The organism is Pedobacter sp. GSP4 (assembly GCF_051857575.1).
Classification (GTDB): domain Bacteria; phylum Bacteroidota; class Bacteroidia; order Sphingobacteriales; family Sphingobacteriaceae; genus Pedobacter.
Genome location: NZ_JBPZIR010000004.1, coordinates 361,835 through 387,938, shown reverse-complemented (window position 1 = coordinate 387,938; position 26,104 = coordinate 361,835). Strand labels below are relative to the sequence as shown.

The following is a 26,104-nucleotide window of genomic DNA, read 5'->3' as shown; positions in this document are numbered from 1 at the left end:
TTACGGCTGATTATTGGCTAATGTTTTCAGTTTAATTTTTACTAAAATGGAGGATACTGATCCTCCATTTTAGGTTGAGAAACCTGAATTTTTACCAGGTACTTGTAGTCTGGCTTATTACCGTACCTTCATCGTTGGTCATTGTAGTTACACTATCACGACAACCAGAGCTTCCGGTATAAGTAGAACATGAACTAAAAGTCCTTGCTAACTTTCCACCATTGATTTGAGCATTTTTTAAATCAATTTTTTTTGCAAATAATCCTTTGTTGATTTTCATAAGTCTAATTATTAGTTTTCTTTTAATTTTCTATTACTTACAAACGTAATCTGTGCAGGCCGTGATAGGTTCTCCGCAATCGTTTTTGGTTACATACTGCGTATCGGTACAACCACCGCCACTAGTCGCAGTTGCTGTTGTAGTGCTACATTCGGCAAGTCTGCCACCATTGATTTGACATTTTTTTAAGTCAATTCTTTTTTCGAATAAACTTGTGTTTTTCATAATAAATGAAGTTTTAAAATTTGATAAATATTTCGCCATCTCACCCTGACGATTTGGGGTTTATAGTTGGTCGTTGTTAAACCCGAAGAAACCATTAGGCTTACTCCTGTCAAATAAAATTAGGGGGAAGCGATAATTCTCACAAGCGAGAGTTTATATTTGAGGTATGATTCCAAATATTCGTTGCGTTTGCGCTGATATCTGTTAAAAACGCTTATTTACAGGCTCAATTTCAAATATGAAGCTAAATGCTACGGATATAGAACGGAAACAGGTGAATATGCATTAGCTGTTTTTGGCAAGAAAGCTTTGGCTATATTTAAAAAAACCAGACCAGGGTAACGCAAAAAACGACTAAATAATTGTCCCCATACTTATGCTTTTTCAATTGGTGCAAACATTTAAATCCATAAAGATCAAATCCATTCTGCCTGTTTTTATCAGTTTATCCCTCTTGTGTACCAGTGCCTGCAAACAGGAAAAAAAACTGCAAAACCAGGATAATGCACAGGCTCAAAACAGGAGCAATACCGATTACCGTGAGCAAATTATTGCGATGGATACACTGCCTCCAAACGAGTATAAAAAAGCTGTTTACAGGGCAGACAGCCTTCTAAATCTTTCAGCAAATAAAACAGATGCTCCATTCGGGTATTATTTCAGGGCGAGAAGATTGGCCTTGGAAAAGCAGTCTGACACCGCCAGGGCTATTTATAAATTAATGGACAGCAAGGGCAAAAACACTGAAACTGACCTGTTAATGGATTATAGCATTTTAAGCAGCCAAACCAACGGCGGCGCAGCAGTAGGTGCCACGTTAATGAAGCAAACCTTGGCCAAAATAGAAAAGGCAGAACAGTTAAAAAGCAAAACCACTTACCTGTTTTACGATCTGCTGGCCAAAGTTTATTATCAAAACGATAATCCAAAAGATGCCTTGAGCTATGCCACCCGTTATTACAATAGCCATCCTTATCAAAAGCACAGGGTAATTAAGCAAAGGTATTTCGACATTTCATTTTTGCTGGCCACTAAGATGGGCGATTTTAACAAGATGATATTTTATAACAACAAGGCGCGTACACTGGCAACAAGCATTAACGATAGCCTTGCACTGGCCCGCACTTACGATAACGAAGCACAGATTTACGACCGCCAGGGCCAATTTGGTAAATCGCTTGCCTGCAGCAAAATATATTTTGAATACCTCAAAAAAACGAACAACCTGAATGATATTGCTTATAATAACCTGGCTACCAGTTTTGAGCATAACCAGATGCCCGATTCGGCCATTTACTATTACCGACAGGGAATTGCGTTCGAAAAAAAGAACCCTACGGGAAGAAGAAAGAACATGTTTTATAATGGGCTTATTAGTGCCTATAAAAGCAAAAGAGCCTATGCCGAAGCATTGGAAGCAGCAGATTCTGCCTATAGCATGGAAATCCGCGATATTGCGGCCATTGATGCCGTAAAAATTGCCGAGCTGCATGAGAAATATCAGGCTGAAAAAAAGGACCGGAACATTACCGAACTGAACAGCCGGAACGACTTGTACCAAAAAATCATCACCCAGCAGCGGTGGACCTTAGCTTTGGCCTTTTTTGTTTTTTTAGGTGTACTTTCTTTTCTGTTTATTATTTACCGTCAACAAAGGTTAAAAGGAAGAAATATTCTGCTGGCCTCAGAAAACAAGCGGTTAAATATTGAACAGAAATTATTGCAGGTACAGCTTAACCCACATTTTATTTTTAATGCCATTGCCAACCTGCAGGGGCTCATATCTTCCGGCGATTCGAAAGAAGCGGTGCGCTACCTCAGTACTTTTTCTAAATTATTACGGAATGTGCTAGAGCAGAATACAAAAGAGTTTATTGAATTGGATGAAGAAATCGCTTCCCTGCACAATTACCTACAACTGCAACAAATGCGCTTTGCGGGCCTGTTCGATTACCAGATTACGGCCAACCACCTTCAGCTGGAAAACGTGCTGATTCCGCCTATGCTGATACAGCCTTTTGTAGAAAACGCAATTGAACATGGTTTCAGGAATATTGCTTATCATGGTAGTTTGGCCATTACTTTTGCTACGGCACACAATCAGTTACTGATTACCGTAGATGACAACGGATGTGGGGTAAGCGCCAAGGCAGCAGTACAAACCAAAAAATCGCTGGCACAGGTTATTTTAAAAGAAAGGCTGGATGTACTTTTCAATTCGGCAAGCCAACAGGCAGGTTTCGAACTGGAAGATAAAAGTGATCAGGGCGGCCGTGGTGTAAGGATAATAATTAACATCCCATTGGTTAAAGATTAGATCAAGAACATATGAAAATCTATATACTTGAAGATGAGGCGCACATTATGCAGCACATTTTACAGATTGTGAACAAGCTCAGTGCTTTTCAGGTTGTTGGCCATTCGGGCGAAGTAGCCAGGGCAGCCACAGAAATACCTTTACTTAAGCCAGAGCTGATTTTGGCCGATATCAGGCTGAAAGATGGCGATAGTTTCAGTTTGTTTAACGACATCGGAATGGAAGATTTCCAGGTTATTTTTCTTACTGCTTACGATCAGTACGCCATACAGGCACTGAACCTGGGCGCTTTTGCCTACCTTTTAAAACCAGTTGATGAAGTATCGCTTGGCGAAGTATTGGGCAAATACCTGCGCCACCGCGAGCAGGAACAGTTTGACAAACAACAGCTGGAAATTGCCCGCGATCATTACTTGACCCAAGGCATTAAGGGCATTAAACGGATTGCGCTAAAAAGCCTCGAATATATTGAGATTGTAGACCTGGATGATATTATTTACTGCAAAAGCGACAAAGGCTATACTACATTTTGCTTAAAAAATAAGCGCGAAGTACTGGTTTCGAAAGGACTGAAAGAATATGAAAATATGCTGGCCTTTTCGGGTTTTCTGCGCTGCCACCAATCTTACCTGATTAACTTCAAATATGTAAAAAAATATTACCGGGAAGGATTGCTGCTCATGGAGAACGGCGAAAAAATACCGGTTTCGAGCCGGAAAAAAGAAGAAGTATACCGTTACCTGCAAAACATTGCCTAGCAGATCAGCTTTTTATCTTTTAGCTAATGTTTGCACCTTGATAATCAGTCAATAAAATAAGTGCCATTCCATAATTTCAAAGCAATTGGTTTCATCAGTTAATTCCAAACCTTAAAAAATGTTAAATCGACAATTAAAGTTTTCATATTAACTTATTTTATAGTTATTATTGTTATCTGTTTCAATAACAGCACATAAATTAACCGATCAACCTATAAACCTATGAAACGCTTAAAGCATAACTTATGCTTGCTGGCATGTATATGCCTCTCTCACCTCTCCGCCTTTTCGCAAGAAGGAAAAATAGACAGTTCGCATGTTGTAACCTTAAGAATCGACCCGCAGAGTGCACGCGGTGCCGCAGTTTCGCAGATTTTTGATGAGGTTAAATTTGTTCCTTTGGAAACGACCAAAGAAAGTTTGTTCGGAAATATTGCTGAACTCAGGATTGCAAAAAACAACTTTCTGATCTACGATTATGATACGAAAGCTGTACTGCTTTTTGACGCCTCTGGAAAGTACATTACAAAAATTGATGCCACCAAACTCGAAACGGATAAGGCCGATAAACAGAAAGCGGTAAGCCGTGGCTTCACACTGACCAAAGAAGGCGATACCGATTATATTGTGGTATATACGCCCAATAATGCCCAATACTTTACTTTTGAAGGCAAATTTGTAAAAAAGGTTAAAAAGTTCGATTACTTCTCGAAACTCTCATTCGGTAATGGCGACGTTGAAATAAAGCCCTACCTGAATGTTAAAAAAGGGAAAGACAGTACACTATACTCGATAGCCACCATTAACAAAAAAACCAAGGATACACTGGCCTATTTTAAGCTGGGCGATAAGTTTTTTGAAAAAGACGATTGGTATGGTGATAACCCGATAACGAAATACGCAGATAATGAAGCTTTTTATACCAATTTCTACGATTACCGGCTTTATAAGCTTACCGACAATAAATTGGAAATGGCTTACAAATTTATATTCCCGGCACTCAATTCACTTCCCAAAGATTTTATCAGCAACCCGCTGTACATTAAAAAGAGGTTTGAGTATTTCGAGAAAAACAAAAAAGTTTTCCACGGTATTGGCAGCAGTTACTTAATTGGCGATAACCTTTACCTCAAACTATCGAACATTTTTTGGGATAAGGACCAGAAAAAAAGCCTGATTTACAATACCAAAACTACCGAGCTCCTATCTTTTCAGGATTTGGAACCTGATAGCCTGTCGAGCTTTTTGCCGATAACCGATTCGGGCTTTGGCTATGATTTCGAAAACCGTGGCTTTCTGGCCTACGAAGACAAGAAATTTTACACCAGTTATTCGGCTTTGGCCATGTTTACCTTTAAAGAGCGCAGTGCGGGCAAAACTACCACCTACCCAGCTTTGCTTGAAAACTATTTTAAAACCGGCAACAGAAAAAGCAATCCCGTAATCGTTATCCTAAAACCAAAGCAAAACTAAAATTATGCGCGCTCATTTTTTACTCCTACTCAGCATTTTTTGCTTGGGAATAGGGCATTCTATTGCCCAAACTGCAACTGCTCCCCCACCTTCTGGTACCGTAAAAGGTATTGTTAGGGATACGGTCCATAATTATGTGCTTAAAGCAGCTACCGTTTCTATCTACAAAGCCGATAATACGGTAATCAACTATCAGCTGAGCAACAATTACGGCGAATTTAAATTCAGCAACCTGCCCATTGGACAGCCATTACGTCTGGATATCAGCAATGTAGGTTATCAAACCATTCAAAAAAACATTACCATCCCAAAAGGCCAAACCCTGCTCGACCTCAAAACGGTTATCATCAATCCGCAGGATGTGAACCTGAAAGAGGTTACCATTACGGTTCCGCCCATTAGCTACAATAACGATACCTTAGAAATTAATGCTATTGCGTTTAAGCTCGATACGAATGCAACTGTTGAAGACCTGTTAAAAAAAGTACCGAACATTACCGTATGGGGCGATGGCATTATAACCGTAAACGGCAGGGAGGTAAAACAGCTTACGGTTAATGGCAAGCAGTTTTTTGGGGGCGATAATAAAGTGGCCCTGCAAAACATACCTAAAAATGCCTTAGAGAAAATCCAGATATTTAACACTGCCGACCGCAATAAACCTTTAGATAGCAACCTGGTAGCCAATTTAAAATTGAAAAAAGGCAAAGACCGATCTTATTTTGGTAAAATAAGTGCAGGTTATGGTACCGATAAGCATTACCAATTTGATGGCAACCTGAATTTTAGCACACCCAAGCTCCAGCTTTCGGTTATCGGCGCTTCTAACGATGTAAACAAAATACCCAACGATATTAATACGCTGATCCGCAACAGTACCTATAAGGGCGTTGGAACATCGGTTGAGTACCAATCAGATTTCAGGCAACCGGGGCTGAACAAGGGAAATGTGGCGGGAGCACAGATGATCTATAATTTTACGCCCGACAGTAAGGAATGGAACAATAAAAGTTCGCTTACGGCCGATTATTATTTTAAGAACCTCGAATCTTCCAATATTGGCGATCAGCAGACCATTACCACCATTAACGATCAGAACCAGCTATACTCCAACAGCAGCACCACTTCTTTTAACACCAGCGATAGGCACCGCTTTAATTCGATTTACAACTATTATAAAAAAAGCCATAGACTTGATCTGAGCGAATCGTTTAATACAGAAAAGGGCGAAAACACCAGTGCGAGTATCAGAAGTGCCGAAAATAATGCACGCCAGCTTACCAGTACCAACAATGGCATGAGCCAGAACAACTTTACCAGCAACGATTTCTCGCTGAGGGCAAATTATAGTTATAACAATTACAACAACTGGAAACAGCGCTTTAAAAACTTTAATGTAAGCTACGACCTGACCACAGCTAACCGCGATAATTACAAAACAGAAATAACCGCTTTTAGGGATATATTAAACAGTGCGAATAACCAGGATTTTAACAGAAGGTACCAAACCAAAAACAAAAATTTATCGCAGAACATCAATGTAGGGATCCCGAATTTAAAATCCGTGTTTTTCGGAACGAAAAACCTGAGCGGTTTTGATGCTGAAATTAACGGAAAACTTAACCTTGCCACTAACCAGGAACGCAATTTTATTGAAGATTTTGTAAACAACCGCTATCAACAGAACGCTTATCTATCTAACGACTTAAAAACCAATGTAACCGATTTTACCCCGGGAATTACTTTAAGCAAATCGTTCTACAAAAACTTAAGCAACCGTTATTATAAGAACCTTACAATCAATATTACTGCTGCGCAACAGTACATTAACCAAAACAACAAATCAGACCGTTCTTTTCAGAACCTAAAACGCAGTTATACCAATTTTGTTCCGAGCGTATCTATTAATGCTTTGAACATGCAAACGGGCAGTTATCAGGAAAGCGTAAATTTAAATTACCGCACTACGGTGCGCATCCCTACCATTTACCAACTTGCCCCATTAACTGACAGCACTAACCTGTATAACCTGCAAAGGGGTAATATTAACCTAAAAGAAGAACTGGACCGCTCTATCAACATCAGCTTTAACCATTACGACCAGAAAAGTAAGAACACTTTAAATTTTGGTTTTTATGGCTCTGCCGGTATTGTAGACAATGATATTGTGGACAGTACTTTTATCGATCAGCAAAACAGAAGAACGGTATACTTAACCAATGCAAACGGTAATAAATATGCCAACATTAGTGGAAACATCCGTAAATCGATAAAATTCAAAACCAGCGAGCTGCAACTGTCTTACTCTACTGCTTTTAACTTTAACAAAAACCCAACTTTTACCAATACGCTGTTTAATTTTTCGAACAACTTTTCTACCAACAACACCATATCTACCAATTTTACGTATAAAGATAAATTGGGCATTGAGGCTTCGCAGGGCATTAATACCAGCCAATCTAAACAAACTGCTTTAGGTACAAAATATAAAAACCTTAACCTAACCACTGCCATCAGCAGCAACTATAATTTTACCAAAAAGTTGTCGTTGAGCAGCAACGTCAACTTCAACAACAACAATCCTTCGGTAGGCGAAAGCATTAATTTCATTATCTGGAATGCGAACGCAACCTACCGTTTTACGAAAGGCAACAATGCCGAGGTTAAATTTTCGGCTCTGGATTTATTGCGCCAAAACCAGAGCATACTTAATTTTGCCGGTGTAAACAGCTTTACCACAAGCTCCAAAAATGTACTACAGCAATATTTTATGGTTACCCTCTCTTACTACCCCCGTAAGTTTGGCAATAATGCAGCAAAGAAATAAGCATTTTAGAAATGAGGTAAGCTAAATTCTACCTCATTTTTTTTGCTAATAAAATTCATTCCATCGTATTCGGAAAAGCGCTGTTTCTTCATTTATCCATAAATTGCTTTATCACAATTCTATTACTTATTTTTGGGCAGCCCGAAAGCGCCGATGCTTTAGGTACGAAACGATATCTTCCGATTACAGAAAATGACAACAAAAAGTTTTTGCCGCATAAGTGCCCGTCTTACCATCATTGCATGCTTAACCTTTTACTGTTTAGCGCCCACTTTTGCACAAAGCCAGAAACCTGCCGGCAATGGCCAGGACGTAGCCATCCTGAGCGATTCTGCAACCCTCACCAAGGGCGATTATCTGGCACATTTAGAAAAAGTATTTGAAACAGTCAATAAAGTTCCGGTAACGGTATCTTCTTTTAAAAAGCTTAAACCCATAGCCGGGCATTTAACCCAGGATGAGGCCGCACTTGCGCTGCTAAAGAGCCGGTTAACACGAGCCGACCGCAGCACCAACCTGCAAAACCTGCAGATGGACCAAACCCTTTTGGAAGAATTACAGAGCAATAACAAAGATTGCTTATTGGACCTGGAGGCCTATGAAAAAGAATTAAGGGCACTCAAAACAGAGCTGCTTAACCTGCGGAAAGATACCGTATTGGTTAAAATGTTTACCCAACCTGCCCTGCGCATGGTTTTTAAAGATCAGTTTGCCGAACTGAAGAAAAAGCGTGTGGTGATGGATAGTTTACTCAAAACAACTACTTTATCCATTAATAACCTACAGGCGAGAACTTCTACAAACCTGATCAATATTAAAGAATTGATGTACCTCACCGATAATCAGTTGGATGCGGTGAGCATCAAGGCCTTTGGCAAAGAACGCCGCTATCTTTGGGAATCGGTAAACCGCTCGGCAAACAAAAGCATGGGCTTTAGAAGGTTTATCAACGGCGAACGCGAAATTTCGGGTTACTATTTTGTGTATACCAGGAGCAGCCGTTTGTTATTGCTCTTTACCTGCGCCTTATTTTTCTTTTGGGTATTTTTTAATTTCAGAAGTGTTAAACAGCGCGGCCGGTTAGAAACCCTGGATGGCTTTTCGCTGATCAGTCCACAGCCCTACCTCATTGCCTTTATTACGCTTTTTACACTGGCCCCTATTTTTGACCTCAGGGCGCCGGCACTTTACATAGAATCGGTGCAGATTATCCTGGCCATTTTACTTACGGCATTTTTCCGCAAAAAATTAAGTAAGCAGTTGTTTTTTTACTGGTGCATATTTGTTGTACTGCTACTTGCGCCTGTTTTTCTGCGGTTATTGGGTATGCCACCAAGGTACCAGCGCTGGCTTCTGCTTTTTTTAACGGTAAGTTCGGTAGTGTATGGCCTAATGGTTTGGAAAATGCTTGATGAAAAGACAAAACGCTACCGGATGATTGTGGCTACAGGTTTTATTTATACCGCATTTGCCATTATTGCTACGTTTTGTAACTTGTTTGGCCGTTTTACACTGACACAGATTTTCTACTCAACAGGGGTAAGTTCACTTTTAAATGCCATATCGTTAACCATTTTGGCCAAGGTACTGGTAGAGGCTTTCTTGTTGCAGATGAAAAGCAGCAGGATACGCAAGGGTTTTCCTGAGTATTTTGACTGGCAACCCGTTATTACCGGACTTAAAAGGCTAACCGGAATTGGCGCCACCATAATCTGGTTTGTGATATTTACCACCAACCTGAATATTTTTAATGGCCTTTACGAATCGGTTATGGAAATCCTTACCGAAAAAAGGATCATTGGCAGTTTCTCTTTTACTTTTGGCGGCATTGTACTCTTTCTGGGCATTATCTGGATTGCCAACTTTTTACAGAAATACATTGCTTACTTTTTTGGCGATACAGGCGATGATAGTTTTGACGATAACAAAGGCGAACGCTCTAAACTATTGGTAACCAGATTAATTTTATTGATCGGCGGTTTTTTACTGGCGGTTGCCGCATCTGGTCTTCCGATTGATAAGATTACCGTTATTTTAGGTGCACTTGGGGTTGGAATTGGATTGGGGCTTCAGAACATTGTGAGCAACTTTGTTTCTGGTATTATCCTGATTTTTGATAAGACAATCAGAATAGGTGATATAGTGGAGCTGAGCAATAAAAAAGGCCGTGTAAAAGAAATCGGTGTGCGTTCGAGCACTTTGTTAAGCGATGAGGGCGCAGAAATTATTATCCCAAATGGCTCTATTTTATCGAACAACATCATCAACTGGACACTGAGCAATAACCAGATGCGTGTGGATATTACTTTATCTATTGCCAAACCTTTCAATTCTACAGAAGTTGTGAGCCTCATCCACGAGATTATTGTAGCCAATACCAATGTGTTTACCAGTAAAGATCCAATCATTATGATTAGTCCGGTAAGCAAGCTGAACAGCACCATTAACATTTACTTTTGGTGTAAAGATATTTCGAAGGCCGAGCTTACCCGAAGTTTGGTTAATGCGCAGATATTTGAGGCATTTGAGCAAAAGAATATTGAAATTTTATAATAGAACGAGTTATAACATGGATCAGTTTTTTCTTTCAGAGATCAACATCTACCCCATCAAATCACTTGGTGGCTTTAGTGTTAAACAGGCACAGTTAGAAGAACGGGGCCTGCAATACGATAGAAGATGGATGCTTGTAGATGAAACGGGCATTTTTATTACCCAACGAAAACATTTTGAACTGGCACTCTTGCAGGTAGCCGTTGTGGATGAACGATTGGTGGTTTCACATAAAAAACAGCCAGAGAAGCAGATATCTTTTGGATTGGAAGAAAATACCGGCACAACTTTTCCTGTTGTAATCTGGAATGATAGCGCCACTGGCCTCGAAGTAAGTGAAACGGTGAGCGCATGGTTTTCTGATTTTTTAAAGTTTAAGGTCAGGTTGGTCAAAATGCCGCAGAGCGAAAAACGGATGGTTGATCAGGAATATGCTTCGGCGGGCGAAATTGTAAGTTTTGCCGATGGTTACCCTTGCCTGCTTATCGGGCAGTCATCACTTAACGGCCTGAATGAAAAATTAGCAGAAGAGATACGTATGGACCGTTTTCGGCCAAACCTGGTGTTTACTGGAGGTACAGCACACATAGAAGACCGCTTTAAACAGTTTTACATTGGCCACACCTTGTTTTCGGCCGTAAAACCCTGTGCCCGGTGCGTACTGATTACCATTGACCAGCAAAGCGGCGAGAAAGGGCAAGAACCATTGCGCACATTGGCTGCCTACCGCACCATTGGAAAGAAAATTATGTTTGGGCAAAACCTGCTGCACCACCAGTTAGGTATACTCCGAGTTGGCGACGAATTAAGGGTTGAAACCTGGAAAGATAGCCCATAAGGCTTTTTCCCAAAATGGCTATTTGTGATTTTTGGGTTTAAATATGATTGGCTTAGTTTTCTACTTTCTTCCCGTTTTTATCAATTTTGATTTTTTTACCATCGAGTATTACCATAGCTGTTCCCTCGTCAAAATCCTCGACTTCGGCATAGAGGTTTTGAACCACCAATTTCCCCGTCTCGTCTAAAAAGCCCCATTTCCCATCTATTTTAACCTTTACCCTTCCTGCTGAAAAGAAACCGAGATCGCTGTAAATCGGTTCGATAACCACTTTGCCCTTATCGTTTATCATTCCCCACTTTTCACCTACCCTGATTTTCGCATGGTACAGGATAAATCCGGTAACAAAGGTATATTGGAGAGGAATTACCACCTTTTCGCTCTTATCGATAAAACCCCACAGGTTATTTAATTTAACCCTCGCCATTCCGTAATAAAAATCGCCCACAAATTGATATTTTGGCGCAATGGCTTCCTTCCCTTCCCCATTGAGAAAACCATATTTGCCATTGCTTACCATCTGATAGAGCCCTTCGTAATCATAACCAATTTTTTCGTAGCTGTTCGGCGAAACCTGGTTTCCAAGTGTATCCAGAATTATGCTTTTACCATCTAAAGTAGCCTGATAGCTAGCCTTTCCGAAAGAAAAAAGTTCATCGTAGGCCGCAGGGATTAATATTTTACCGTTAGAATCAATCAGCCCTTTCTTTTTGTTGGCTGTAAAAGTAGCCTGTCCTTTAAAATTAAACCTTCCAATCCCATCGTACACAGTCGGAATAATTTCTTTCCCCCAGGCATTCAATCTTCCGGTTTTTCCATTTAATTTAACATTTACAAAACTGTGGTTGCTAAAGCCCAATTTATCGTAAGGTAGGTTTTTAACGGTATTGCCTTTAACATCTATCATATAGATTTTGCCTTCTTTCTCCACAAATGCATTTGGGCCCAAAAAATTGGTTGCATCATCATAAACTGCCGGGATAACGACCTTACCCGATTTATCCATAAAACCTATCTTTTTATCTTTAATGATCATGGCAAGGCCATTTGCGAAGCCATAAATACGATCATATGAACTTATAAACAGTTCTTTACCGTTTTTATCCATTAAGCCAAACTTTTTATTCAGCTCAAAAACCCTTACACCATCAAAAAGCTCACCTATCTGATCGTATTTTATAGAAACAATTTCATTTCCCTTTGTATCGATAACGCCAAATTTAAGCGGGGAAATATAAACTACGGCCTGTCCATCCTGAAAATTATATGCTCCTGAATATTTACGTTTGATTACTTCCTGGCCCTTGCCGTTAATGTATCCCCGAAGGTTATTTAGCTCTACAGCGGCCAGGCCTTCGCTAAAATCGGAAACGCTATCGTATTTAGGTGCAACAACTACACGGCCGCTTATATCTTTAAAGCCGATTAAACCTTTATCGCTAAAAGCTGTAAGTTGTGCCTGCGCAGAAAAGGAAGTAACCATAATAAAAAGGAAAGCATAAATTATATTTTTCATAAAAGAGCGCAATATATCGCGGGATGGGTTTAGTTATTTTAAAATTACCCAAAAATACTGCGGTATTTTTAAATCGCATATCCCCTTTAACGGGTATTTGTAAAGTTTTTTACTATTAAAAAATACTTTAAACAAAATGAGCCCGATAAAAATACCGGGCTCATCAAATTTATTATTTAAGCTAAAAAGGCGGGTTATTTTACCGGCACCTTAATCTGGTACAATTTATCGTGCAGCGCTTTCATCTGTGCTTCCGAAAACTTAACATCTTTCCTGTCGTAAGTCATCAATCCGTTGGTTTCTACTTCCACATCGGTTGTTTGTGTGTACACACCGGCCGAAAGCCCTAGCGGGATTAGCTGCTCTAAACGTTTGGTAAACTCGGCATACTTGTTAAACAGATCGGTTTTGTTTTTAAAGCTCTGGTAACCCCAGTTGTTTTTCTGTTGCCACACATGGCCATCAATAGGCAGACCAAGTCCACCAAACTCGCCCAAAACCAGTGCGTATTCTTTTCCAAAATAATCGGGACTAGGCATGGCCGGGTGTGGATAATTATGCAGATCGATAATATCGCCTACGGGATGAAAATTACCTCCACTGGCTGTGTTCACCAATCGTGATGGATCTTTTTCTTTGGTCCATTTGGCAATTTCAACTGTTTTAAACTGGCCCCAAGCTTCGTTAAAAGGTGTCCAAACTATGATAGAAGGTACATTGTAAAGGGCTTCGATAATGGCATTCCATTCTTTTTTGTAATAACCTTCTGATGCTGCACTTCTGTTTTTATCTGATCCGTGATCTAAAATACCCGGACGGTTTTCCCAACCGTTGCCCAGATCGCCACTCGGCATATCCTGCCAAACCAGCATACCTGCTTTATCGCAATAGTAATACCAACGTGCAGGCTCTACCTTAATGTGCTTTCTGATCATATTGAAGCCCATTTCTTTGGTTTTATCCACATCGAACTTCAAAGCAGCATCAGTTGGTGCGGTATATAATCCATCAGGCCACCAACCCTGATCTAAAGGACCGTACTGAAAAACAAACTCATTGTTGAGCAGCATGCGCTGAATACCGTTCTGATCTTTGCCGATGGAAGTTTTGCGCATTGCAAAATAACTTTTAACCTCATCTACCTTTTTGTTTTTGGCAATCAGCTCTACTTTAAGATCGTACAGAAATGGATTTTTTGGGCTCCAAAGTTTAGGGTTTGCAATTTTTAAACTGATGGTACCATTGGCTTCGGCAGTTTGCTCGGCAACTTTTGTAGTTCCATCCCATGCCGAAACTTTAACCTGATCGCCTGCCGCAGCACCTGTTAAAAACGGGGTAACGGCTAAAGTCTGCTGGTCGATATCGGGTGTTACTTTGATGTGGTCGATATGCGATTTGTTTACCGCTTCAATCCACACGGTTTGCCAGATACCGGTTACGGGGGTGTACCAGATCCCTTCGGGTCTTTTTACCTGCTTTCCTCTTGGTTGAGGGCCTTCATCTGTCGGGTCCCAAACTTCTACAGTTAAGGTCTGGCTACCGCCTTTGCCCAAAAATGGGGTAATGTTAAAACTAAAAGGATCGAAACCGCCCTCGTGTGTACCAACCGCCTTACCGTTAAGGCTTACGGTTGCACGCCAATCTACCGCACCGAAATGCAATAAAATGTCTTTCCCCTTCATGTTAGCAGGAACGGTAAAAGTAGTTTTGTACCAAAGCAAACTATCTTTACCAACGGTTTTACCTACACCCGAAAGTGAGGCTTCGACCGCAAAAGGCACCAATATTTTACCTTGGTTAATGGCCGGGCGCTGCGATTTTTCGGCAATGGAATAATCCCATAGGCCGTTAAGGTTTTTCCAGTTTCCGGTACGCTCAAACTGCGGACGAGGATATTCGGGAAGAACGGCTTTCGGGTTTACCTCATCGGCCCAGGTGGATGATATTTTGCCTTTTACAGCCGACCAGGGTTTACCGGTCTGCTGTTGCGCAGAAAGCGAGAGCGAAAGCCCCAGCAATGCGAATAAAATAGACGTTTTTTTCATTATCAGTTCAATTTGTGTTTCATTCCGATCAATAGATTCTCAGCCCTGGATGATCGGTTTTATTGGTTATTTAATCAGGTTTTTATTTGTGTTTTTTTAGACTGATGGTGGTGTTGGCCTAAGGTTAATTAGTGGCAAAAAATCACTATAAATGACAGCCCTTAAGCGGTCGTCATTTCGAGCGAGGTGTAACTTAGTCGAGGAATCTGTTCAAATAGATTTCTCCATTTCGCAACCGCTAAAAACCGGCAGACTCCATCCGATAGCTATCGGATCGAAATGACGACTATCTCGGCTTACTTATTGTTTAATTTTTTAATCAGGTTTACTTCATCCAAACGGTATGGTGTACCATCTGGCTGGAAAATTTCGTGGAACCACTCAATCGGGTCAGAACCATCGGCAAGTGGGGTATCCCAGGCATATTTTGTATTGGTTTTACCTGCTGCAAAACCCCAGTTAATGGCGCCAACATTTTCATTTTTAAGCATCGGCAGGATGTTCGAAAAACGGCTATTGCGCGAGCGTGCCATGTATTCGGTACAGATTAACGGTCTGCCGCTTGCTTTGAGCAGATCGATAGTGCGTTGGTGCCAGTCTGGCGCTTCGTAATTGTGGTAGGTAACAATATCCGAATTGGCCAATTGTATTTCGTTCAGTTTTTCGAAACCCCAGCTCCACAGGCCGATAGAAATTGGCTGATCGGGATTTACGGCCCTTGCCCAGCTGATGGTTTTGGTTAACAATGGTATGGTGGCATCCAATTTACCACTGTTTCCGGGTTCATTGTATAAATCCCAAAGTAAAATCCTTTTGTCGTGCGCAAAAGTGGTAAGTACATCTTTTACGTATTTCTCCAGCTCTGCAAAATTGGCTTCTTCTTTAAAAGCGGGGTCGCCCGGATCTTGTAACCAGCCCGAATTGTGTATGCCTGTTTTGGGCTCGGGCTGCTTGCCAATAGCCGATGTTTTATTCCAGCAATCGTCGAAAAACACGAACATTGGCTTAATGCCATGCTTTGCCGAGATGGTTAAAAACTGATCCATCCGTTTTTTAAAGCCTGCTTGATCTTGGCTCCAGGCCTTACTGAACAAAAATACGCGCAGGGTGTTAAAGCCTATCCCCTCGGCCCAGCCCAGTTCTTTATCAATCAGATCGGGCGAAAAGGTATCGGCCTGCCACATTTCGAGTTGGTTAATGGCATTAGATGGGATGTAGTTGGCGCCGGTTAACCATTTATGCTCCTTATACCAGGCATTTGCTTTTTCTACCGACCATACTTTTGCCGGTTGGGCTGCCTTTTTGTTTTTCTGCGCAAAGCCTGGCACTAAGCCAAAGGCGAAAGCAAAAAGTAGAAGATAGTTTTTAAAGTTCATCTGTATTATCTGTTTATTTTTTCTTTTGATTTGAAGGTGCTGCCAGCAATGAGCCTGTTTTTAGCGGCGGGCCAAAGTTTGGTGTACCATCGGCATTCCAGGTAAACTGTTGTGCCCTTGGCGAGCGGAAACCACCACAGCCCTGGCCCGGTTTATCGTTGGCATGGTACAATATCCAATCTTGTGTACCATCTGGCGATTTAAAAAAGGAATTATGTCCGGGCGCGTAAACCCCATTCTCTACCGATTTTTGAAATACAGCCTGGTCTGATTTTTTCCAGGATGCGGGATTGAGCAAATTACTTTTGGCACCAGCAGTAAGCAGGCCCAATGCATAAAAATCTGTCCAGCAACCACTGGCCGAGTAGGTAATAAATAGTTTATCGCCATGGGGTAGAAACTGTGGCCCTTCGTTAACATCTACATGTTGACCGCCGCCTAGATCGCCGTTTTTTTCCCAATCGAATTTTGGTGTCGAAATCTTTACGCGTTCGCCATCTACTGTCAAGGGGTTTTTAAGTTTGGCGATAAATATTTCCTGCTTGCCATTGCTATCGCCTTCCCAGCCCGACCACACCATGTACAATTGGCCTTTGTAGTCGATCACATCTCCATCAATCGCCCATTTATCGGTCGGATCGGAAATTTTACCTTTAAATACCCACTCTCCCTGCATCGGATCGGCTGAAGCATTTTCGAGCACATACATGCGGTGGTTTTCGTTCTTTCCATCATCAGCTGCAAAGTAAGCATACCACTTGCCCCTTAAAAACATCACCTCTGGTGCCCATATTTCTTTGCTGTACATCTTTGCTGCAGGGGCTTTCCAAATGGTTTTGTGCTCGGCATCTTTCAATCCGGCCAGGGAGCTTGTTTTCCAAAGCTCAATGCGGTTTCCACTGGTATGGGTATAGTAATAGTAGCCATCTTTAAAATAGCTGTAGGGATCGGCTCCAGCGGGCAGCAAGGGGTTGGAAAAATCTTGTGCCTTCAATGCCAGCGAAAACAACATGCACATGTAAATTACCCAGAATCTTTTTTTCATTGTACGCATTGGTTTATTTACTTTTTAAAATGCTAAATGTTGCAGGCTCAACCTCCATGCGGTAACTACCGCTGTCATTTTTCACAAATTTAGCTGCGATAATAGCCGTTGCCCTGGGCGAAACTTTTTTATCGGAGTAATGGGTATGGAACACATACTGCAGCTGCCCCTTTTTATCTGTAAAAAAATCGCCATGCCCAGTACCGTTCTGTTTTATAAGCGCTTTGCTGATAATGGGATTGACCTTGTATTTTACCCATGGCCCAAAGGGAGATGATGAAGTGGCATAGCCAACAGCATAATCGGGATTCCTAAAATCGTTTACCGAATAAAACAGGTAATATAAATTGTCCTTTTTTAGCACCGTTGGCCCTTCGGTAACAGGCCAATCTGTTTTAGCCGTATTTTCCCAGTTCTCCTTACCCGATAGGCATTCTTTTTCGGTTTGTGGGATAATATCGGAAAGATCGCTATTCATTTGGGCCACAAAAATACGGTTACCTTTTTCCAGCCGTACATGATAAAGATAGTTTTTCCCATCGCTATCGGTGAACACAAAAGGATCGATCTGCTTTGTACTGCCCGAAATTGCTTTTAGAACATCCTGTTTAAAGGGACCCAAAGGGTTATCGCTTTTGGCAATTGCAATCTGCTCGTTGGCGGTATAAGCCATAAAGTAAGTTTTTCCGCGTTTAAATACCTGCGGAGCCCAAAAACCTGTACTGCCAAAGGAATCTCCTTTTTTTAATGCGAAGCCATCTTTTTTACCCACCGGCGCCGACCAATTTTTAAGATTGGTTGATGAATAGACCAAAAAGCCCTCATTACTACTGGTTCCATACAGGTAATAGGTGCCATTATCTAAAATGATGGTTGGATCGGCCAGGTAAATGGTGCTATCGTCCTCTGTTTTCATTTGGGCTGTTGCTGCGGTTGGATATACAATGGTGCATATGAGCAGGCAGAGTAAAAGTTTCAAATGATGTACAATTTGGTTGGGTTAATGTTCATGAAGGTTATAGATTTGGTTAGTTCTATTTATTTCTTATCCAAAGATTCGGTTTTTAGCTTCTCGGAGGGTTATGGATTTGTATCAATCTTTCCTCATTTTGTATCAATTTGTATGGAGATAAGGAATTATTGTCATCGTTTAAACAGCGGACATAAGAGGCCTATTTTGCAATATGAAACTATAATAAATCAATTATGGCGATACAATCGCCCTGCTCTAACATCCTCCTTGCAACATGCAAATACGATTTAGCTGAGGAGTGCAAAACCAGTCTGGCTCGATCTTTCTACTGATCTTCTCAAATTCAATTTTGGATAAAAGCAAAGCATATCTTTAATATATTTGAAACCGCTGACCAAAATCCATTGAAAAAACTCTTTATCCTTTTCATCCTCGTGTTTTCGGCTAATCTGCTTTTGGCCCAGCCCTATTATTTCAGGCGCTACCAGGTAGAGAACGGCCTATCAAACAATACTGCTTTTTGCAGTGTGCAGGATCAGAATGGCTTTATGTGGTTTGGAACCAAAGATGGTTTAAACCGGTTCGATGGCTATGCTTTTAAAACCTACCGCCACGATGCCGATCAGCCGGGCAGCCTGGGCAACGACCTGATTTATGCCCTGCACCATGATGGAAACCAAACCTTGTGGGTAGGTACCAACGATGGTGTTTATCAATATCATCCGGCTACAGAGCATTTTACTCCCATTGCCTCTACCAAGGGGATGCGTATTATCGACCTAGGAAGTGATGACAAAGGGAATTTATGGATTCTCTCTTCGTTTAAAATATACCTGTACCATAAAAGCACAAAAAAGACCTATGCTTTTACCAGTAACGCTCCTTTTGATGCCTCATCCGTTGCAAAATTGAAAAACGGAAGTATCTGGATCAGCACAGGAAGGGGAACGGTAGAAAAATATAATGCCAAATACCATAATTTTCAGAGTTTCAACATCAATGGGAAGGATAAAAAAGCCCAATATGGCTGGGTAGCTAAAATTGCCGAAACCAGCAAAGGTGAGCTACTGATCGGGACAACCAACCAAGGGGTTAAACTTTTTAATCCGGCTACCTTGCAGTCAAAAAACATTGTAACCCTAAATAGCGACCAAACGCCCATTTTTGTAAGGGACATAAAACAAACAGCTGCCCACGAATTCTGGATAGGGACCGAATCTGGCATTTACGTGTACAACGATGAAACAGAACAGGTTACTCATATCACAAAACAGTATAACAACGATTATTCTTTAAGCGATAATGCCATTTATACGATTTGTACCGACCGTGAAGGCGGTGTATGGACGGGCTCGTATTTTGGCGGCCTGAACTATTATTCGAGCCACACCTCGCTGTTTACCAAATATTTCCCTCAAAAAGGCAGCAATGCCATTAGTGGAAATGATGTTAGGGAAATTACGAGGGATAATGCCGGAAATTTCTGGATTGGAACGGAAGATGCCGGCTTAAACAAACTGGATATAAATACCGGACTTTTTAAGCATTTCCTTCCCGATGGGAAAAAAGGAAGCATTTCTTATTCCAACATACACGGGCTTTTGGTTGATGGCGATAAACTTTGGATCGGTACTTTTGAGCATGGACTGGATCTTTTTGATCTTAAAAGCGAAAAAGTGATCAGGCATTACCAGGCAGGGATAGGCAATTCGCTGCGCACCAATTTTATTGTTACTTTTTGCAAAACGCGAGCGGGCGAAATCATTGTAGCCACCATAAACGGCATTTACCGCTATAACAGACAGCGCGATGATTTTGATGCGATTGCAGGCCTGCCCTTTATTTTTTACGATTCGGTAACCGAAGATAGTGAGGGCAACATCTGGGCAGGGAGTTTTAACGATGGCCTGTTCCGTTTTAGTTTATCAAAACCGGGCTTCAAAAATTACCGCAATAACCCTGTCCATACCAAAAGCCTGGGCCATAATACGGTAAACAGCATTTTTGAAGACAGTGGAAAAAACATCTGGATTACAACCGATGGCGGCGGACTTTGCAGGTACAATAAAAAAACGGATGATTTTACCAGGTTTGGGGTAAAAAATGGTTTCCCCAGCAATTACCTGTTTAGGGTTGAAGAAGATGCTGCACATAAATTCTGGATCAGCAGTACCAGAGGGCTTATCCATTTCGATCCTTCAACCGGTTCTAGCAAAACCTATACCCGGGCAAATGGCCTGCTTACCGATCAGTTTAATTACAGTTCGGCCTATAAGGATAAAGACGGGCGCATGTATTTTGGCAGTGTAAAAGGACTTATCAGCTTTAATCCGAAAAGTTTTAAAACCAGCAGTTACGAAACGCGTGTTTTTTTAACCGGCTTTCAGCTCAACAGTTCGGAAACGGGTGGAAAAAGCGCAGGTTTTAAGCTAGATAAATCTATTGCTTACATCGACACTATCGATCTTAACTACAATCAGTCATCTTTCAGTATTGATTTTGCCGCTTTGAGCTACCTCTCTCCCGAAATGACAGAGTATGCTTATAAAATGACCGGCTTATACAAAAACTGGGAGTATTTAAAAACAAACCGGAAGATTTACTTTACCAAACTTGCACCGGGCAAATATACTTTCGAGGTTAAAGCACTGGTTGAGGGAAGCAATGCCTGGAGCACTAAAAATGCCAAGCTGTTGATTAGGATTAGTCCGCCATTTTATCTTAGCTCATATGCCTATCTCCTTTATCTGCTTGCCGCAGGAAGTTTGATTTTCTTTCTGGTACAGCGCTACCACCGTAAAACTGCACTGAAAAACAGCAGGCGGATGGAAGTTTTTGAACACGAAAAGCAAAAAGAGGTATACCAGGCCAAAATAGAATTCTTTACCAATGTAGCACACGAAATCAGAACACCCCTTACCCTGATTATCGGCCCCATGGAAAAACTGCTCAAACAGGCTAACGCAGTGCCCGCTATTGAAAAAAGTCTGCGGATAATGGGCCGCAATACAGATAGGTTGTTGAAACTGACCAATCAGCTGCTTGATTTTAGAAAAACAGAAACCAGCGATTTCTCCCTCAACTTTGTAAAAGCAGATATATCAGAAATTTTGAAAGATGTGTATCTGCAGTTTCAGCCTGCTGCCGAGGAGAAAAATATCGAATACAGGATTGAACTGCCCGAAGAACAACTGCACGCTTATATTGATGTAGAGGCATTTTATAAAATAATCAGTAACCTTACCGATAATGCGATTAAATACGGAAAAACAACGGTGGTATTGCGCTTAGAAAATGTTGCTGCTGAAGGTAAGTTTAAGATATTGGTTAAAAACGACGGCAACCGGATTCCGGCAGAACTTAAAGACAAAATTTTTGAGCCCTTTTTTAGGGCGAAAGAAACTGAAATACAAACAGGTACCGGTATTGGCCTATCAATCTCAAAATCGTTAGCACAGCTGCACAGTGGTGAACTTTATGTAGATTTTAATCACCATGATTTTAATATATTTGTATTGGAACTGCCAGTCCATCAACTCATTGAATTTAACCTGAACGGAAAATGGAAGAAACTGTAAGTACGCTCGCGATAAAAGGCAGCAAGGAAGTAGAACGATCTGTGGTATTGCTCGTAGATGATAATGAAGATATACTTGATTTCATATCTGATGACCTGGAAGAAAAATACCATGTTCTACAGGCCAGAAACGGGATAGAAGCTTTAGCAATTTTACACCGGGAAATTGTCCAGCTCGTCATCAGTGATGTAATGATGCCAGAAATGGATGGTTTTGAACTTTGCGCAAAAATAAAATCTACGCTGGAGTTTAGCCATATCCCGGTAATTCTGCTTACGGCCAAAAACTCTTTACAATCCAAGATAGAAGGCTTGGAACTTGGCGCCGATGCCTATGTAGAAAAACCCTTTTCGCCGGAGTTTTTACAGGTACAGATTTCGAGTTTGATCAAAAACAGGAACAAGATTAAAGAATATTTTTCGAGCTCGCCATTGCTCCACATTAAAAGCATGGCCTATTCAAAAGCGGATGAGCATTTTCTGGAAAAACTTCAGGATACCATTAATAAAAACATCAGTAACCCCGATCTGGATGTAGAACAGGTGGCAGAAAAAATGAACATGAGCCGTCCCACCCTTTACCGGAAAATTAAATCCATCTCCAACCTCAGTCCGAATGAGCTGATTAACCTGGCCCGGTTAAAAAAGGCTGCTGAATTTTTAAGTGAGGGGATGTTAAAGATTTATGAAATTTCGGAAATGGTTGGCTACAGCTCGCAATCGCATTTTGGCCGCAATTTCGCCAAGCAGTTCGGCATGTCGCCCAGCGATTACCTAAACAGTAAGGCCGCAGAGAAAATGAAAGGCTAATATTACTCAGTTGGGCATTGAAACACAAAGAAAACGGGAGGTAATTTACCATGCTCAAGGGCAACATTCATTTTACCATATAAGGCACATAAGCGCATTTAAGCTTATATCTAGATTCGTTTAGCATATAAATATAAGGGCATATAGGCATACGTTCAACTTACATTACTTGTATGGTTAATTGTGCTAAACCTGAATAAAAAATTTAATAAATCTCCCTCAAATTCAACACTTTATGTAAGCATTGTTATTATCCTTTATTATATGTAAATTGTTCTAACCAAAATATAGAAGTTATGAACTTGCTAAAGAAAATCCAAAACTGGGGTGATCATCATCATCCAAAATGGTTAGACTATTTTAGAATCTTATTGGGCCTCATTTTAATCTGGAAGGGGATTGATTTTTACGTTAACATGCAGGCTTTTAGCAACCTGATGAGGGGTGCCTTTTTAGGTACTGCTGTAAGCATTAGTATACTGGCCCATTTAATTATAGTAATGCACATAATTGGCGGTTTTTGCATTGCACTGGGCACACATACCCGTTTATTCTGCATCATTAATTTGCCCATACTTATAGGCGCTGTATTTTTCATCAATAGTTCCGCCGGCATTTTTAAACCTTATGCAGAATTTTGGTTTTCGGTTTCGGTACTGATCGGATTGGTTTGTTTTGCAATAGAAGGAAATGGAATTTTATCGGTAGAGCGGGAGAAAATTTACCCTAAACAAGCGGTTTAGCTGATTATACACCTATTGAAAAGCATCAAAATAGGGCTATCTTGAGCTAAATATTGATGCTTTTTGTTTTTTTAGCTCGGCTAACTAAATGATTAGCAAGGCATAAAATATTAATTAAAATATTTGATTGGAAAAGGTTTGCAGATATGCTTCAAGTTCGTACTTTTGCAGCGGAGAGCTGGCAGAGTGGTCGAATGCGGCAGTCTTGAAAACTGTTGACTGTAACAGGTCCGGGGGTTCGAATCCCTCGCTCTCCGCCAAAAATGGTTCAAAACCTTACAAAAGCCCGCAAATCGTATGATAGCGGGCTTTTTTAATTTTCGGAAGCACCAAAATATGCATAAAATAGCATACTTGAGGTGAGCAATTCGGTGAGTAAATTCAATTTTGAAAAGTGCGCACTCGAAACGACATAAAACGCTAATCATCAGCATGTTCCGAAGATATACATCTTGATTTTTAATGACTGCAAAGCTAGATTTGTTACACTTTAAGGTGAGTCATTATGAAAATTAATTTGAGTTTACTCTTTTACTTGAAGAAGAGAAAAAGTTACAAAAACGGCCCTGTAGACATCTACATGCGGATTACGGTGGACGGAAGGCGTTCTGAAATTACTACAGGACGCTCCTGCGAACCGGAGAAATGGAGTATTTCGGCAGGTAGATCGTCCGGAAAAACGGAAGAGTCCCGAACCCTAAACGCATATCTGACCGATCTAAAATCCAAGGTTTACGAAATCCATCGTCAGCTTGTCCAGAAAGATGAAATTATCACAGCCGATATCATCCGCGACAGGTTTTTGGGAAAAGAAGAAACACCAATTACACTGGTTAGTGTTTTTGAGGAACACAACCGCAAAGTTGAAATTCTGGTAGGTAGTGAATATACCCCTGGAACAGCTGAAAGATACCGCACATCCCTCAAGCACACAATTAATTTTCTACAATGGAAATATAAAGTGAGTGATGTACCCTTAAAGAAAATCAACCATCAATTTATAAGTGAGTATGATTTTTATTTGAGAGCAGTACGCAAATGCAACAATAACTCAGCTGTAAAGTATTTAAAAAATTTTGGAAAAATTATCAGGATTTGCCTTGCCAACGAATGGATGTCTGTTAATCCGTTTTTAAATTATAAATATAAAGTTAAACCAGTTGAAAGGGAATATCTTACCGAAAACGAGATCAGTATTATAGCCAGCAAAGCAATGGTCAGTGATCGACTGGAACAGATACGGGATATTTTCCTCTTCTCCTGCTTTACAGGGCTTGCCTATATTGACGTGAAACAGCTCAAGCATGATGATATTATCCAGGGGATTGATGGAGAAAAATGGATTTCGATAAAAAGACAAAAAACAAATATTCCCTCACGCATCCCACTTCTACCTACGGCGATCACGTTGATTGAGCGGTACAGGAACAATCAAATTTGCGAAATAACGGGAGTAATTTTTCCAGTCTGCAGTAATCAGAAGATGAATAGCTATCTCAAGGAAATAGCCGATATCTGCGGTATCAAGAAGCAAATCACCTTCCATATCGCCAGGCATACTTTCGCAACAACGGTGACAATGCTGAATGGGGTACCAATAGAAAGTATATCGAAAATGTTGGGGCATACCAATATCAAAACTACACAGCACTATGCAAAAATGCTGGATATTAAAGTAAGTGCAGATATGGCCAAATTGAAAGCAAAGTCCAGCTATGAGCCTATTAACTTCAACCAAAAGGTTTTATGTACTAAATTAACTGAGCATGGGAGAAAGTAATAAAATGGCCAACGTAGCTGATGAACTAATTATCAACCGGATCTACATAATCAGGGGACAGAAGGTGATGCTGGATGAAGACCTTGCAGAACTTTACATGGTAACAACAGGAAATTTAAATAAGGCAGTGTCCAGAAACATAAAAAGGTTCCCGGAGGATTTTATGTTTAGGTTAAATGATGATGAATTCAAGAACTTGCTCTTCCAAAATGGAACAGCAAGCTGGGGAGGAAGGCGCCAGGCACCCAATGTATTTACCGAAGCGGGCGTAGCGATGCTTTCCGGCATCCTTTCCAGCGATCGGGCAATTAGTGTGAACATTCAGATCATGCGAATTTTCACCAAAATGCGACTTTTGCTTTCTGACAATATGGAGTTCCGAATAGAGCTCGAAAAAATCAAGAAAAAATTGACCAACCAAGATAAAAACATGGAAATCGTATTCCGTTACCTCGACGAATTGTTGGAGAGCAAAGAAAAACCCAATCCCCCGAGAAAGCGTATTGGATTTAAGCCAGACGATCTTTAAGATGTTTCTTTGAAAAATTCAAGGGGCCGTTATGGCACCTTGAATTCTTAAGTAAACAGGATATTCAATCTCTGCAAACAAACTCAAGGTTATTACAACGTACAGTTGCTGTATATTGACAATATGGTATCAGGAAAATTTCTCCGTATATGCGAAAAAGCGGGAACAGCGGGGGATTGAGCTTAAGGGTTCCGCAGGCCGCAATGTGCGGTGGGCTTATACTCAAACAAAAGATTTTGGGTAGAAAGGATGAACAGTGAAAACAGACAGAGGAACCAAGCTTTAAAGATCAAAAAGCAAAGGATAAATTAACGATCTCAAAAAAAGAATTAGAAATTCGATCGGAAAATTGGTAAAAACTGCCAACCTTCAGATCTGGTAACGACTATCACATTTGATGCCTTTCAAATCGTTATTTGAAAGACGCTATAGCAGATTG

The 26,104-nt window shown here is 40.8% G+C and carries 18 protein-coding genes and 1 tRNA gene; 12 read left to right on the top strand and 7 right to left on the bottom strand.

The features are described from left to right. Positions 1 to 91: 91 nt before the first annotated feature. Both ACS5PU_RS12515 and ACS5PU_RS12510 read right to left on the bottom strand, forming a co-directional pair. Positions 92 to 280, bottom strand: a complete 189-nt coding sequence (locus ACS5PU_RS12515) for a hypothetical protein (RefSeq protein WP_439459507.1) — start codon at positions 278 to 280, stop codon at positions 92 to 94. Between the two features lie 33 nt (positions 281 to 313). After that, a complete protein-coding gene (locus ACS5PU_RS12510) occupies positions 314 to 505 on the bottom strand; it encodes a hypothetical protein (protein WP_439459506.1) in 192 nt (63 codons plus the stop codon). 376 nt (positions 506 to 881) lie between these two features. Here ACS5PU_RS12510 and ACS5PU_RS12505 point away from each other — a divergent pair, with 376 nt between their 5' ends. The 6 genes from ACS5PU_RS12505 (at position 882) to ACS5PU_RS12480 (ending at position 11,271) form a co-directional block, all read left to right on the top strand. Then, the gene (locus ACS5PU_RS12505; RefSeq protein WP_439459505.1) at positions 882 to 2,822 is read left to right on the top strand and encodes a histidine kinase; all 1,941 of its coding nucleotides are present in this window, start codon (positions 882 to 884) and stop codon (positions 2,820 to 2,822) included. Between the two features lie 11 nt (positions 2,823 to 2,833). Then, a complete protein-coding gene (locus ACS5PU_RS12500) occupies positions 2,834 to 3,580 on the top strand; it encodes a LytR/AlgR family response regulator transcription factor (RefSeq protein WP_439459504.1) in 747 nt (248 codons plus the stop codon). 222 nt (positions 3,581 to 3,802) lie between these two features. Continuing rightward, the gene (locus ACS5PU_RS12495; RefSeq protein WP_439459503.1) at positions 3,803 to 5,053 is read left to right on the top strand and encodes a 6-bladed beta-propeller; all 1,251 of its coding nucleotides are present in this window, start codon (positions 3,803 to 3,805) and stop codon (positions 5,051 to 5,053) included. A 4-nt stretch (positions 5,054 to 5,057) separates the two neighbouring features. Then, the gene (locus ACS5PU_RS12490) at positions 5,058 to 7,880 is read left to right on the top strand and encodes a carboxypeptidase regulatory-like domain-containing protein (RefSeq protein ID WP_439459502.1); all 2,823 of its coding nucleotides are present in this window, start codon (positions 5,058 to 5,060) and stop codon (positions 7,878 to 7,880) included. A gap of 192 nt (positions 7,881 to 8,072) precedes the next feature. Next, positions 8,073 to 10,433, top strand: a complete 2,361-nt coding sequence (locus tag ACS5PU_RS12485) for a mechanosensitive ion channel family protein (protein WP_439459501.1) — start codon at positions 8,073 to 8,075, stop codon at positions 10,431 to 10,433. Positions 10,434 to 10,449: 16 nt separating this feature from the next. After that, on the top strand, positions 10,450 to 11,271 hold the full coding sequence (locus ACS5PU_RS12480; protein WP_439459500.1) for an MOSC domain-containing protein: 822 nt from the start codon (positions 10,450 to 10,452) through the stop codon (positions 11,269 to 11,271). A gap of 52 nt (positions 11,272 to 11,323) precedes the next feature. Here the strand turns inward: ACS5PU_RS12480 and ACS5PU_RS12475 are convergent, their stop codons facing one another. From ACS5PU_RS12475 to ACS5PU_RS12455, 5 genes are all read right to left on the bottom strand, one after another. Then, on the bottom strand, positions 11,324 to 12,787 hold the full coding sequence (locus ACS5PU_RS12475) for a WG repeat-containing protein (protein ID WP_439459499.1): 1,464 nt from the start codon (positions 12,785 to 12,787) through the stop codon (positions 11,324 to 11,326). 194 nt (positions 12,788 to 12,981) lie between these two features. After that, positions 12,982 to 14,832 carry a glycoside hydrolase family 2 protein gene (locus ACS5PU_RS12470; RefSeq protein ID WP_439459498.1) on the bottom strand — a complete coding sequence of 617 codons (1,851 nt, stop codon included), beginning with the start codon at positions 14,830 to 14,832 and terminating at the stop codon, positions 12,982 to 12,984. A 296-nt stretch (positions 14,833 to 15,128) separates the two neighbouring features. Continuing rightward, complete coding sequence (locus ACS5PU_RS12465) at positions 15,129 to 16,208, bottom strand: 1,4-beta-xylanase (RefSeq protein WP_439459497.1); 1,080 nt, start codon at positions 16,206 to 16,208, stop codon at positions 15,129 to 15,131. 13 nt (positions 16,209 to 16,221) lie between these two features. Beyond that, a complete protein-coding gene (locus ACS5PU_RS12460) occupies positions 16,222 to 17,253 on the bottom strand; it encodes a glycoside hydrolase family 43 protein (RefSeq protein WP_439459496.1) in 1,032 nt (343 codons plus the stop codon). A gap of 13 nt (positions 17,254 to 17,266) precedes the next feature. Further along, the gene (locus ACS5PU_RS12455; RefSeq protein WP_439459495.1) at positions 17,267 to 18,232 is read right to left on the bottom strand and encodes a glycoside hydrolase family 43 protein; all 966 of its coding nucleotides are present in this window, start codon (positions 18,230 to 18,232) and stop codon (positions 17,267 to 17,269) included. Positions 18,233 to 18,630: 398 nt separating this feature from the next. Between ACS5PU_RS12455 and ACS5PU_RS12450 the strand changes: the two genes are divergently transcribed. The 6 genes from ACS5PU_RS12450 (at position 18,631) to ACS5PU_RS12425 (ending at position 25,665) form a co-directional block, all read left to right on the top strand. Continuing rightward, positions 18,631 to 21,804 carry a ligand-binding sensor domain-containing protein gene (locus tag ACS5PU_RS12450; protein ID WP_439459494.1) on the top strand — a complete coding sequence of 1,058 codons (3,174 nt, stop codon included), beginning with the start codon at positions 18,631 to 18,633 and terminating at the stop codon, positions 21,802 to 21,804. Continuing rightward, positions 21,789 to 22,613 carry a response regulator transcription factor gene (locus ACS5PU_RS12445; protein ID WP_439459493.1) on the top strand — a complete coding sequence of 275 codons (825 nt, stop codon included), beginning with the start codon at positions 21,789 to 21,791 and terminating at the stop codon, positions 22,611 to 22,613. Before ACS5PU_RS12450 ends, ACS5PU_RS12445 begins: the two co-directional genes overlap by 16 nt. A 296-nt stretch (positions 22,614 to 22,909) precedes the next feature. Then, on the top strand, positions 22,910 to 23,356 hold the full coding sequence (locus ACS5PU_RS12440; RefSeq protein WP_439459492.1) for a DoxX family protein: 447 nt from the start codon (positions 22,910 to 22,912) through the stop codon (positions 23,354 to 23,356). Between the two features lie 172 nt (positions 23,357 to 23,528). Further along, positions 23,529 to 23,616, top strand: a tRNA-Ser gene (locus ACS5PU_RS12435). A gap of 275 nt (positions 23,617 to 23,891) precedes the next feature. Continuing rightward, positions 23,892 to 25,136 carry a site-specific integrase gene (locus tag ACS5PU_RS12430; protein ID WP_439459491.1) on the top strand — a complete coding sequence of 415 codons (1,245 nt, stop codon included), beginning with the start codon at positions 23,892 to 23,894 and terminating at the stop codon, positions 25,134 to 25,136. After that, positions 25,123 to 25,665, top strand: a complete 543-nt coding sequence (locus ACS5PU_RS12425) for an ORF6N domain-containing protein (RefSeq protein ID WP_439459490.1) — start codon at positions 25,123 to 25,125, stop codon at positions 25,663 to 25,665. The genes ACS5PU_RS12430 and ACS5PU_RS12425 overlap by 14 nt, the downstream gene beginning before the upstream one ends. The last annotated feature ends 439 nt before the right edge of the window (positions 25,666 to 26,104 follow it).